The organism is Mycobacterium sp. TH-M103 (assembly GCF_057473785.1).
On the sequence record NZ_JBYCLG010000326.1, the window covers coordinates 1 to 12,018 of the forward strand.

Annotated in this window: 9 protein-coding genes and 3 pseudogenes; 5 read left to right on the plus strand and 7 right to left on the minus strand. The window is 69.3% G+C overall.

Annotation, left to right across the window (positions count from 1 at the left end):
* Positions 1-288, plus strand: a pseudogene (locus AC2VOR_RS18140) (integrase catalytic domain-containing protein); the annotation flags it as partial.
* Between the two features lie 341 nt (positions 289-629).
* On the opposite strand, the gene AC2VOR_RS18145 reads toward AC2VOR_RS18140, so the two are convergent.
* From AC2VOR_RS18145 to AC2VOR_RS18175, 7 genes and pseudogenes are all read right to left on the minus strand, one after another.
* Entirely contained in the window at positions 630-1,844 is a 1,215-nt protein-coding gene (locus AC2VOR_RS18145) for a DUF1214 domain-containing protein (protein WP_369736286.1), read from the minus strand.
* Positions 1,841-2,641 carry a sugar phosphate isomerase/epimerase family protein gene (locus tag AC2VOR_RS18150; RefSeq protein WP_369736287.1) on the minus strand — a complete coding sequence of 267 codons (801 nt, stop codon included), beginning with the start codon at positions 2,639-2,641 and terminating at the stop codon, positions 1,841-1,843. Before AC2VOR_RS18150 ends, AC2VOR_RS18145 begins: the two co-directional genes overlap by 4 nt.
* 3 nt (positions 2,642-2,644) lie before the next feature.
* Positions 2,645-3,808 carry a sulfotransferase family protein gene (locus tag AC2VOR_RS18155; protein ID WP_369736288.1) on the minus strand — a complete coding sequence of 388 codons (1,164 nt, stop codon included), beginning with the start codon at positions 3,806-3,808 and terminating at the stop codon, positions 2,645-2,647.
* The gene (locus tag AC2VOR_RS18160) at positions 3,805-4,932 is read right to left on the minus strand and encodes an LLM class flavin-dependent oxidoreductase (RefSeq protein WP_486964256.1); all 1,128 of its coding nucleotides are present in this window, start codon (positions 4,930-4,932) and stop codon (positions 3,805-3,807) included. Before AC2VOR_RS18160 ends, AC2VOR_RS18155 begins: the two co-directional genes overlap by 4 nt.
* Positions 4,933-5,067: 135 nt before the next feature.
* Positions 5,068-6,165, minus strand: a complete 1,098-nt coding sequence (locus tag AC2VOR_RS18165; RefSeq protein WP_369736290.1) for an inositol-3-phosphate synthase — start codon at positions 6,163-6,165, stop codon at positions 5,068-5,070.
* Between the two features lie 69 nt (positions 6,166-6,234).
* Positions 6,235-6,777 carry a PadR family transcriptional regulator gene (locus AC2VOR_RS18170; RefSeq protein ID WP_369736291.1) on the minus strand — a complete coding sequence of 181 codons (543 nt, stop codon included), beginning with the start codon at positions 6,775-6,777 and terminating at the stop codon, positions 6,235-6,237.
* Between the two features lie 168 nt (positions 6,778-6,945).
* Positions 6,946-7,147 (minus strand): annotated as a pseudogene (locus AC2VOR_RS18175) (hypothetical protein); the annotation flags it as partial.
* 168 nt (positions 7,148-7,315) lie between these two features.
* Here AC2VOR_RS18175 and AC2VOR_RS18180 point away from each other — a divergent pair.
* The 4 genes and pseudogenes from AC2VOR_RS18180 to AC2VOR_RS18195 form a co-directional block, all read left to right on the plus strand.
* Positions 7,316-7,741 carry a DUF5318 family protein gene (locus tag AC2VOR_RS18180; protein WP_369736292.1) on the plus strand — a complete coding sequence of 142 codons (426 nt, stop codon included), beginning with the start codon at positions 7,316-7,318 and terminating at the stop codon, positions 7,739-7,741.
* Entirely contained in the window at positions 7,734-10,268 is a 2,535-nt protein-coding gene (locus tag AC2VOR_RS18185; protein WP_486964257.1) for a transglycosylase domain-containing protein, read from the plus strand. The genes AC2VOR_RS18180 and AC2VOR_RS18185 overlap by 8 nt, the downstream gene beginning before the upstream one ends.
* Positions 10,265-11,914, plus strand: coding sequence for a glycosyltransferase family 87 protein (locus AC2VOR_RS18190; protein ID WP_369736294.1), 1,650 nt, complete (start codon positions 10,265-10,267; stop codon positions 11,912-11,914). The genes AC2VOR_RS18185 and AC2VOR_RS18190 overlap by 4 nt, the downstream gene beginning before the upstream one ends.
* A pseudogene (locus tag AC2VOR_RS18195) lies at positions 11,911-12,018 on the plus strand (DJ-1/PfpI family protein); the annotation flags it as partial. The gene AC2VOR_RS18190 and the pseudogene AC2VOR_RS18195, both read left to right, overlap by 4 nt.

A 12,018-nucleotide genomic window follows, 5' to 3' on the forward strand; every position in this document is an offset into this window, starting at 1 on the left:
CTCGGCTACACCACCACCGCAGCTGGTCGCCGCAAGCGCATCTACGACAAGCCGGCCACCCCGTGGCAGCGTCTGCAGGCATCGGGAGTGCTTGACAACCAACAACTCGCGAACGTCGCTGCCCGGATCGAAGGCATCAACCCGGCCGATCTGACCCGGCAGATCAACGCCATCCAAATGCAGCTGCTGGACCTGGCCAAGACCAAGACCAAGGCCCTAGCCGGCGCCCGCCACATCGACCTGCAAGCATTACAACCGTCAATCAACCGATTGGCCAAGGCGAAGTAGTGCAAGCCCTCCACGCGCTCACTATGTGTGAGGCACCAGCGACCGCTTCGCGCTCACTTTTAGGTGAGGCACCTCGGCCCTGTTCGGTGATGATCACCTGCGGCACGGCGTCTTGCTACCGCATGATTTGCTATTGCCCGATCCCGAGGACCCGGGCGTCAACAGTGCATTCGGCGGTGCAGTATCGCCGCCTGACCCGATCACAGACCGGCCATCTCCACATTTGCGTTTCCGTTGAAGAGCAACGTGTTTCGTCTTCTCGTTCAATCCTGCGATCGTCGCGACCGGCTGGAATTCACCGCCACGCCGCCACGAGCACGCCCGACCCCGACGCCGCCGCCCTAGAGTAGGTAACGACGGCGAACACCGTGGAACCGTTCCCACATCGCGGCGATGCGTTCCGCCGGAGTCACCATGGCAGCGTCTGGGGGCAGAGCGTCGCCCAGCTCGTCGTACTCGACCACGCGGGTACTGAGCACGACAGGCTCGCCCTCGAGCATGTGCCGGTAGGTCAGGTTGCCGCGCTCGAAGCCCTGGGTGTCCAGCCAGTTGTGCACGCCGGGATCGCGGTGGGCCAGCACGAGGCGGATGCGCCCGTCGCGGTCGACGGTGGTGCGGCTCGGCGTGTAGCTGACCGGGCGGTACAGGTAGTCCATGCTGTTGAAGAAAACGCCCATGTTGGTGAACATCCACAGCCCGTCGTGGGCGTCGAACTCGACGATCAGCGCCTCGTCGGGGGCGAGCTCCCAGTACATGTTGGTCGCGGCCCGGCCGCGCCTGCCGTCGGCCTCGGTGGCCCCGACGCGGGGGAAGGCGTTGGGATGCCCGGCGTCGACGCCGCCGTGGGTGAAGGGGAACTCGGGCCAGTCGGACATCAGGCCGGTGACGAAGTCACCGGCCCAGCCCATCGCCTCGGCCATGCCCGCGGGCGTGGGCAGCGGCTTGGGGCAGGTCATGTCGACGCGCTCGATGCGCATCCGCGCCGGCACCTCGTCCCACCGGTCGAAGCCCTGTCGGATGAACAGTTTTCGCGATCCCGGCGTGGTGGGCAGCCAGTTCGGGCCGCGTTGCGGCCCGCCGATGTAGAGCTCGAACGTCCCGTCGTCCTCGACGTGGAGCCGATGGCCGAGCAGGTTGGCTTCCGGTGTGTCGCCGAAGGGCTCGTGCAGCACGCCCGGCCCGGGCGTGCGGGGTCCCTGGACGGTGACGTTGAAGAACCGCGACGTGCCGCGGGTGCCGGTGAGCAGGTAGGTCGATTCGCCGTCGATCCAGGCTTGCTGGTAGGTGAAGTCGGCGCAGTCGCCGCCGAGCTTGCGGGTCGGGCCGCAGAACGTGTGCAGCACCGGGTAACGGGTGTCGCGGGTCTCCAGCGCCAGGTCGAAGGCCTGGCCCAGGTTCTGGGTGAGGAAGCGGAACGCGTCGGCACGCTGCACCCCCGAGGCGGGGTTGGCGTCTTTGAAGACCCGTTCGCCGGCGCGCTGCAGCGCGGCGCAGAATTCGGTCCACGCCGCCCGCAGCGCCGCGTCGTCGGGGCCGTCACCGTAGGCCATTGTCATGCCCCCAGTCTGTCGAGCATCGCGCCGACGACATCGCATGCGCGCCAGGCGGATCCGAGCCGGCCCTCGGCCTCGATGCGCGGGCCGATGAGTTCCAGGTCGAAGCCGTGCCGATAACCGGCGGCCAGAACGTCGGTGAGGAACGCCTCGAGGGGGATCGTGCCGTCGCCGGGGACGGCGCGGGCCGGCAGCGACCGGTCGCCGAGCACGTAGTCGCTGAGTTGGACGAGCGCGGCGCGCGGCAGCGCCCGCCGCACCATCGCCTCGAAATCGCCTTCCGCCCAGCAGTGGAACACGTCGATGCAGATGCCCAGCCCGGCCATCTCGGCCAGGGTAACGGTGTCGCGCAGCGTGTGGACGAGGTGGATGTCGGCGTACAGGCTGGAGGCGTTCTCGATCGCCAGCGCCACCCCGGCCGCCCGCGCCCGTGCGACGCAGGGCGCGACCATGTCCGAAAAGCGTCGGGCCGCTTGGGTCCAGCTGAGCCCGCCGCGGCCCCCGGTGAGCAGGTAGACGGTGCGGGCCCCCACGCCCGCGGCGGCGTCGATCACGGCGCACAGCGCGTCCTGCGCGGCCCGCGGGTCGGCGGCCAGGCTGCCGCCCGCGAAGACGTGGCAGACCGCCTCGACCGTGTAGCCGTTGCGCTGCAGCAGGGTTGGGAACAACGGATCGAGCAGCTGGTCGTCCAGGACGCTCAGCCGCGACACCCCGAGCGTCCGCCAGTGCGACTCCAGCTCGGCCAGAGGGGTGCCGTAGAAGGTGACGCTGTGCACCGACAGGCGCTCGTGGGCCGGCACGGGTCAGGCCCGGTTCTCGATCGCGACGCCGAAGCGTTCGCGGAAGGCCCGAAACTCGGCGTGCAGGGCGTCGAGGTCCTCGCCGATGTCGGTCAACAGGCGCGTCGAGTAGGTGAACTTGCCGTGGCGGTCGCCGCGGTTGGCTACGAGATAGTCCCGCATCGCCGCCTCGGGCCCGGCCGCCAGGTCGCGGCCGCAGAACGTGTAGTAGCGCCGCACCGTTTCAACCGGATGGGCGACGAAGTCGGTGTAGCGGGCGTGCAGGATGCGCGGGTCGTCGACCAGCGGATTGGCCATCGTGTTGGCGATGCCGGCCCGGGTCAGCTCCAGGTGCATCTTGGCCGCGGCGTGCAGGTCGATCGGGCCGACCATGCCTTCGGCGATGTCGGCCATCATCATGGTGCGCGACGCGGCGACCTGGACCGGGTCGCGGTGCAGCCACACGATCCGGGCGTCGGGGTAGGTGTCGAACAGCTCCGCGAGCCGGAATCCGTGAAAACCCTTGAGAACCCAGCGTTTTCGGGGGCGCCGGTACTGCAGTTGCTGCAGCATGGCCTTGTGTAGCCGGTATTGTGCGGCCGCGTCGGTGGGCAGCCCGGCCACCAGCGACTGCATCGGGACCCGCCACCACGCGGTCGGCGTCATCACCCGGAAGTCGAAGGCCCAGGTGCGTTCGTCCTCTGGCAGGCCGTCGCCGAGCATGTCGTTGTAGGGGTGGCTGTGCAGCCACTTGGGCAGCTTGGCGTTGATCTCGCGCCAGTCGGCGTCGGCGCGGGCGCGGCGGGGGTCGTCCGGGCCGGCCAGTCCCGGCGGCGGCGACGGGTACATCACCTCCCAGAAGCGCAGCGCCCGCGCGTCCGGGTCGACGGACATCAGCGCGTGCATGAGCGTGGTGCCCGACCGGGGTTCGCCGGTGACGAACATCGGCGCCTCGATCACCTCGTCGCCGACGGGATAGCGGTTGCGGTCCCCGACGAACTCCAGCCGCGAGGTCAGCAGCCAATGGCACACCCGGGCGGCCTCGCGCGCACCGTCGGCGTCCAGGCCGAGCGCGTTGAGGTGGTCGACGGCGACGGCGAAGCGGTGCGGCAGCGTCGGGTCGGCGTAGTCGCGCAACCCGGTCTCGGCCTGCGCGGCCTCCAGCAGCGCCGCGGCGTCGAGGCTCACGAGACGGCCCCGCACAGCCGCAGCAGTTCGTCCTCGGTCGCCCGGACGTTGGCCGCCGAGGCCTCGGCGTACTTCAGGCCGGCCATGGCGCCGTAGTCGAGGATTTTGGGCACCCGCAGGCCCGCGTCCACGTACGTCTTGACGATCTCGGCGACCCGCCCCGGGGTACCGTGCGGCACGACGGCCAGGACCATCTCGGGTTGCACCTTGTCCAGGAACTCCACGATCCGCTCACGGGGCAGCGTCGCGGGGTCGATGTCCTGGAACCCGCGCCAGCCCTCACCCATCGGGTGCTCGAACCCGAAGCCGCGCAACGTCTCCGCGGAGACCTGCAGCAGGAACGCCCGCACCAGCGGCGCCCGCAGGATCTCGGCGAGCGCGTCGTCGTCCGCGCCGATCAGGCACACCTGGATGAAGCACGGCGTGATCGCCATCGGGTCACGGCCCGCGTGTTCGGCGGAAGCCCTTACCGCCGAGAGCATTTCGGCGTAGTGCTCCGGCGTCCAGGCGCCTGCCGGCCACCACCCGTCGGCGTGGCGGCCGGCGATGTCGAGCATCCGCGGGCCGCTGGCGCCGATCCAGATCGGGGGGAACCGCCCGTCGTAGGGTTCGGTGTCCAACCGGGCTTGACGCAGCGTGTAGAACCGCCCGTCGAAGTCGATCGGGCCGTCGCTCTCCCACAGCAGCCGGATGACGTTCAGCGCCTCCTCGAAACGGGCGACCGGCCGGGCGAAGTCGAAGCCGTAGGGCACCGTGTTCTCGCTCTCGCCGCTGCCCAGGCCGAGGACGAAGCGCCCCTTGGCGAGGTGGTCGATGGTCAGCGCCGTCTGCGCGAGCATGCACGGGTGGCGCCGGACCGTGTCGACGACGGCGCTGACGACGGGAACGTTGTCGGTCAGCACCGCGGCCGCCGCCGCGACCACCAGCCCGTCGAGGTGGCGGTGCGGCGACGGGGAGGCGGCGGCGAGGTCGGTGAACTCGGGGGTCCACAGGGAGTCGGGCCAGAAGCTGACCAGGTGATCGGGCAGCCAGATCGAGTGGTAGCGGCCGTTGTCCAGCTCTGCGAGGCGAGACAGGTCCAGGGGCAGGGTCGTGCGCAGGAACGCGGCGGGCTGAACGTTCATCGAGAGATGATGCTAAGCAACCGCCCAGCGCCGTGTCGACGAATTGGCTCTCGCGCCGCCGGACGCCGGCGTGCTATCGCATGCGCTATCGCTTCGGGAAAGCCACCTGATGCTCGGTGCGCCGAAGCGCGGTGCTCACGCCCCGATGATGAACTCTTCGAGCTGGGTGCGCGCGATGTCGTCGGGCAGCTGCTGCGGCGGGCTCTTCATCAGGTAGGCCGACGCCGGGACCACCGGGCCGCCGATGCCGCGGTCCTTGGCGATCTTGGCCGCGCGCACCGCGTCGATGATGACGCCCGCGGAGTTCGGCGAGTCCCACACCTCGAGCTTGTACTCGAGGTTCAGCGGCACGTCGCCGAAGGCGCGACCCTCCAGCCGCACATAGGCCCACTTGCGGTCGTCCAGCCAGCCGACGTGGTCCGACGGGCCGATGTGAACGTCCTTGGTGTTGAACTCGCGGTGCAGGTTGGAGGTCACGGCCTGGGTCTTGGAGATTTTCTTGGACTCCAGGCGCTCGCGCTCGAGCATGTTGAGGAAGTCCATGTTGCCGCCTACGTTGAGCTGCATGGTGCGGTCCAGCTGCACACCGCGGTCCTCGAACAGCTTGGCCATGACCCGGTGGGTGATGGTGGCGCCGACCTGGCTCTTGATGTCGTCACCGACGATCGGGACCCCCGCGTCGGCGAACTTCTTGGCCCACACCGGGTCGGAGGCGATGAACACCGGCAGCGCGTTGACGAACGCCACGCCGGCGTCGATGCAGCACTGGGCGTAGAACTTGTCGGCCTCCTCCGAGCCCACCGGCAGGTAGGACACCAGGACGTCGACCTTGGCGTCCTTGAGCACCTGCACGACGTCGACGGGCTCGACGTCCGAGAGTTCGATGGTGTCGGCGTAGTACTTGCCGATGCCGTCGAGGGTGGGGCCGCGCTGCACCACCACGTTGGTGGGGGCCACGTCGGCGATCTTGATCGTGTTGTTCTCCGAGGCGAAGATCGCGTCCGAGAGGTCGAAGCCGACCTTCTTCGCGTCCACGTCGAACGCGGCCACGAACTTCACGTCGCGCACGTGGTACGGGCCGAACCGGACGTGCATGAGGCCGGGCACCGACGACGACTCGTCGGCGTTCTGGTAGTACTCGACGCCCTGGACCAGCGAGGACGCGCAGTTCCCGACGCCGACGATGGCGACTCGTACCTCCGTCAGCGCCCCTGACGGGTTGTGCTCGGTCATAGAGCGTTCTCCTAACCTCATAACTGTTTGAGCCTCGGTGTCTCGGCTGTCGTGTGTTTCGTGCAGGGATTACGTTTGTTCGGACAGGCCAGGCGCGGCCCGCTCCGCGGCGATGAGCTCGTTGAGCCATTTGACTTCACGTTCGCTGGACTCGAGTCCGAGCTGGTGCAACTGCCGGGTGTAACGGTCGAACGAGCTGCTGGCCCGTGCCACGGCTTCGCGCAGGCCTTCGCGGCGTTCCTCCACCTGACGGCGGCGGCCCTCCAGGATCCGCATCCGGGCCTCGGCCGGAGTGCGGTTGAAGAACGCCAGGTGTACCCCGAAGCCGTCGTCGGTGTAGTTGTGCGGGCCTGTGTCAGCCACCAGCTCGCTGAAGCGCCGGCGACCCTCGTCGGTCAGTCGGTAGACCCGGCGAGCCCGCCGCACCGGAGTGCCGGTCGGGGCGGCGTCCTCGGCGATCAACCCGTCGGCTTGCATGCGCCGCAACGCCGGGTAGAGCGAACCGTACGAGAACGCCCGGAATGCGCCGAGCAAGCCGGTCAGCCGCTTACGCAGTTCGTAGCCATGCATCGGCGACTCGATGAGAAGCCCCAGGATGGCAAGCTCCAGCATCGACCCACCTCCTTTGCATGTCCGGTTACGACGGCCCGACGCCTCGGGTCATCCTATCGCGTCGATATATTCGCCACAACACCGCCCATTCGCCCCGCCACCACCTGCGATTGGGGTGGCATTTGACCGGTGTTAACGGCGTGGGCGGGGTTGGCCCGCAGCCCGTCGTCACGACGACGGGTAGTTCACCCGCTTGACGGTCCCGTGTCCTGTGAAGGTGATGTAACCGCCGCCGTAATCGCTCGATGACGTACACCGACAGCGACACCGCCCCGGGCGCGGTGGGGTCGTCGGCGGGCTCGACGATCAGATACGTGCTCTTGACGTCGGACGGTTTGATGCCGAGGGTTTCCGGGGCGCCCCGCAGGATCAGCACCACGGCCGCGACCCCGTCGGGCTTGGCGCCGGGATCTTTCGTGAAGTCCAGCGGAGTCGCCACCGTAATCGGCGGTAGCCGGGCCGGGCTCGGGCCGGCGAACGCGCCGGGCATCAGCTTGCCGCGTATCAGTGGGGCGGATGGCGACGTACTCTGGTGGGCGTGCGACTGCAGCGACAGGTAGTGGACTACGCGCTTCGGCGGCGCTCCCTGCTGGCCGAGGTCTATTCGGGTCGCACCGGAGTGTCCGAGGTCTGTGACGCGAACCCGTACTTGTTGCGCGCCGCGAAGTTTCACGGGAAACCGAGCCAGGTGATGTGCCCGATCTGCCGCAAGGAGCAGCTCACCCTGGTGTCGTGGGTGTTCGGCGAGCACCTGGGCGCGGTGTCGGGGTCGGCCCGCACGGCCGAGGAGCTGGTCTTGCTGGCGACCCGCTTCGAGGAGTTCAAGGTCCACGTGGTGGAGGTGTGCCGCACCTGCAGCTGGAACCACCTAGTCAAGTCGTACGTGCTCGGCGCGACGCGGCCACCGAAGGGCACCCGCGGGACGCGCAGGGCACGCAACGGCGCCCGCACCGCCATTGAATGACGAAGGCCGCCACGAGCAGTCGTCCACCGGCTCGGACGGGTCGGAGACTGAGCGTTTCGGCAAGCATGCGAACACCGACGGTCCCGGCGACCCCGGGCGTCCGGCGCCCGGGCGGCGTCCGGTTCCGCCCGACGACCGGCTGACGGCGATCCTGCCGCCCGTCACCGACGATCGCTCCCCGCGGCGATCGGACCCCATCGACGAGGTCAAGGCCGCGTTGGACAACCCGCCCTCGACGCCGCTGCAGGCCGAGCGGGATCAGCTCGCGGAGGTCAAGGCGGCCCTCGACGGCCGGCAGGACCGGCCGTTTTCCGGTCGACAGTCCGTGTCGGGGCCCCCGCCACCGCCCCGTCGGGGCGGCCCGGGCGGACCTCGTGGGCGTTCGCCGGGTCCCGGCTCGAGTTGGGTGGAGCGGGTCAACTGGCGGTGGGTGCGACGGGCGTCCTACCTCGCGGCGGCGGTGCTGGTGCTGTTGCCGCTCGTGACCTTCGCCATGGCGTACGTCATCGTCGACATCCCCAAGCCGGGCGACATCCGCACCAACCAGGTCTCGACCATTCTGGCCAGCGACGGCTCGGAGATCGCCAGAATCGTTCCGCCGGAAGGCAACCGGGTCGATGTCAACCTCAAGCAGGTGCCGGTGCACGTGCGTCAGGCGGTGATCGCCGCCGAGGACCGCAACTTCTACTCCAACCCCGGGTTCGACTTCACCGCGTTCGCCCGGGCGATCAACCACGACCTGTTCGGCAACGGCGGCCTGCAGGGCGGGTCGACGATCACCCAGCAGTACGTCAAGAACGCGCTGGTCGGTTCGGCGCAACACGGGTTCAGTGGCCTGATGCGCAAGGCCAAGGAACTGGTCATCGCCACCAAGATGTCGGGGGAGTGGTCCAAGGACGACGTCCTGCAGGCCTACCTGAACATCATCTACTTCGGCCGGGGTGCCTACGGCATCTCGGCGGCCGCCAAGGCGTATTTCGACAAGCCCGTCGAGCAGTTGACCGTCTCGGAAGGGGCGCTGCTGGCCGCGCTGATCCGGCGGCCGTCGACGCTGGACCCCGCCGTCGACCCCAAGGGGGCGAAGGCCCGGTGGAACTGGGTGCTCGACGGCATGGTCGAGACCAAGGCGCTGTCCCCGGGTGACCGCGCCGCCCAGGTGTTCCCGGAGACCGTGCCGCCCGATCAGGCCCGTGCGGAGAACCAGACGAGCGGCCCCGACGGGCTGATCGAGCGCCAGGTGACCAAAGAGCTGATGGAGTTGTTCAACATCGACGAGCAGACCCTGAACACCCAGGGGCTGCAGGTCACCACCACGATCGAACCGAAGGCCCAGCAGGCCGCGGAGAAGGCGGTGGCCAAGTACCTCCACGGGCAGGACCCCGACATGCGCGCCGCCGTGGTGTCGATCGACCCGCACGACGGCGCGATCCGCGCCTATTACGGCGGTCCCGACGCCAACGGCTTCGACTTCGCCCAGGCCGGGCTGCAGACGGGCTCGTCGTTCAAGGTGTTCTGCCTGATCGCCGCGCTGGAACAGGGCATCGGGCTGGGCTACCAGGTGGACAGCTCCCCACTGACGGTCGACGGCATCAAGATCACCAACGTCGACGGCGAGAGCTGCGGGACCTGCAACATCGCCCAGGCGCTCAAGCAGTCGCTGAACACCTCTTATTACCGGCTGATGCTCAAACTCAAGGGCGGGCCGCAGGCCGTCGCCGACGCCGCCCACCAGGCCGGCGTCGCGAAGAGTTTCCCCGGCGTCGAACACACGCTGTCCGAGGACGGCAAGGGCGGGCCGCCCAACAACGGGATCGTGCTGGGCCAATACGAAACCCGGCCGATCGACATGGCGTCGGCCTACGCGACGCTGGCCGACTCGGGCGTCTACCACCGGCCGCACTTCGTGCAGAAGGTCGTCAACGCCGAGGGCCAGGTCCTCTTCGACGCCGCCAACTCCGACAACAGCGGCGAGAAGCGGATCGACAAGGCCGTCGCCGACAACGTCACCGCCGCGATGGAACCGATCGCGGGCTACTCGCGCGGGCACAACCTGGCGGGCGGGCGGCCGTCGGCGGCCAAGACGGGCACCACGCAGCTGGGCGACACCAAGGCCGACAAGGACGCATGGATGGTCGGCTACACGCCGTCGCTGTCGACGGCGGTCTGGGTGGGCACCGTGAAAGGTGACCAGCCGCTGGTGACCGCCTCGGGCGCGCCGGTGTACGGGTCGGGGCTGCCGTCGGACATCTGGAAGGCGACCATGGACGGCGCGCTGAAGGGCACGCCCAACCAATCGTTCCCCAAGCCGACCGCGATCGGCGGCTACGCGGGAGTGCCCGCCCCACCACCACCGCCGCCTCCGCAGGCGCCCCCGCCGTCGGAGACGGTCATCCAGCCCACAGTGGAGATCGCGCCGGGGATCACCATTCCGGTCGGCCCGCCCACGACGGTCCCGATAGTGCCGCCGCCGTCGGACACCGGGGCCGCACCGGGCGGCCCGCAAGCCCCCCCACCGCCGCCGCCGTGACCGGCGCCGCCGAGCAGAGCGCCGCCATCTCGCCGGGACGGCTGGCCACCGACCGGCGCAGCCTGGACACCCGCGACTGCCCCAGCCGCACCGACTTTCTGGGCGCCGCCTTCGCCGACATGGTCGGGGGACCTGTCGGCCGGCACGCACTGATCGGGCGCACCCGGGTGATGACCCCGCTGCGGGTGATGTTCGTGATCGCGCTGGTTTTCCTGGCGCTCGGCTATTCGACGAAGGCGGCGTGCCTGCAGAGCCACGGCACCGGGCCGGGGGACCAGCGGGTGGCCAACTGGGACAACCAGCGCGCCTACTACGAGCTGTGCTACTCCGACACGGTGCCCCTCTACGGCGCGGAGTTGTTGAGCCAGGGCAAGTTTCCCTACAAGTCAAGCTGGGTCGAAACCGACGCCGACGGTGCGTCGCAGCTGCAGTACGACGGTCGCCCCGCGGTGCGCTACATGGAGTATCCGGTGCTGACCGGGCTCTACCAGTACGGGTCGATGGCGCTGGCCAAGACCTACACCGCGCTGAGCAAGCTGGGACCGCTGCCGGTGGTGGCCGAGGTGGTGATGTTCTTCGACGTCGCGGCGTTCGGCCTGGCGCTGGCCTGGCTGGCGACGGTGTGGGCGACCGCGGGCCTGGCCGGGCGGCGGATCTGGGACGCGGCCCTGGTGGCCGCCTCGCCGCTGGTGATCTTCCAGATCTTCACCAACTTCGACGCCCTGGCCACGGGTTTGGCGATGTCCGGGCTGCTGGCGTGGGCGCGGCGACGGCCGGTGCTCGCCGGCGTGCTGATCGGGCTGGGCGCCGCGGCCAAGCTGTATCCGCTGCTGTTCCTGGGCCCGATGCTGGTGCTGGGCATCCGGACCGGGCGCCTCGGCGCGTGGTCCCGCACCGCCGCGACGGCCGCGGCGACGTGGCTGCTGGTGAATCTGCCGGTGCTGGTGCTGTTCCCGCGGGGCTGGTCGGAGTTCTTCCGGCTCAACACCCGCCGCGGCGACGATATGGACTCGCTGTACTCCGTGGTGAAGTCGTTCACCGGTTGGCGCGGTTTCGATCCCCACCTCGGTTTCTGGGAGCCGCCCACGGTGCTCAACATCGTCGTCGCGGTGTCGTTCGCAACGTGTTGCGCGGCAATCGCTTACGTCGTGCTGACCGCGCCGCGGCGGCCGCGGGTGGCGCAGCTGGCGTTCTTGGTCGTGGCGGTGTTCCTGCTGACCAACAAGGTGTGGAGCCCGCAGTTCTCGCTGTGGCTGGTGCCGCTGGCCGTGTTGGCGTTGCCGCACCGCCGGATCCTGCTGGCCTGGATGACGATCGACGCGCTGGTCTGGGTGCCGCGAATGTACTACCTGTATTCCGAGCCGAACCGTACGCTGCCGCAGCAGGTCTTCACCACGACGGTGCTGCTGCGCGACGTGGCCGTCGTCGGATTGTGCGCGCTGGTGGTGTGGCAGATCTACCGGCCCGAGGAGGATCTGGTGCGCATGCGCGGGTGTCTGGACGACCCGGCCGGCGGGCCGTTCGACCGGGCCCCCGACGCGCCGCCCGGCTGGCTTCCGCAGTGGTTGCGGCCCGCCGGGCTGCGGCGGCCGGCGGCGCCGGCGGAGACTGACACCGAAGCGGCGACCATCCGGAGGCAGGCATGACGCAAGTTGCAATCCCGTTGTTTCCCCGGTTCACCGCGCTCGACGCGGTGGGGCCCTACGAGGTGCTGCAGCGCGTCCCGTCGATCGACATCGTGTTCGTCGGG

Excerpts from the sequence above, each read along its gene's own strand:
- AC2VOR_RS18165 (WP_369736290.1), bottom strand. The coding sequence starts at position 6,165 with ATGACCGAGCACAACCCGTCAGGGGCGCTGACGGAGGTACGAGTCGCC.
- AC2VOR_RS18145 (WP_369736286.1), bottom strand. The coding sequence starts at position 1,844 with ATGACAATGGCCTACGGTGACGGCCCCGACGACGCGGCGCTGCGGGCG.
- AC2VOR_RS18160 (WP_486964256.1), bottom strand. The coding sequence starts at position 4,932 with ATGAACGTTCAGCCCGCCGCGTTCCTGCGCACGACCCTGCCCCTGGAC.
- AC2VOR_RS18170 (WP_369736291.1), bottom strand. The coding sequence starts at position 6,777 with ATGCTGGAGCTTGCCATCCTGGGGCTTCTCATCGAGTCGCCGATGCAT.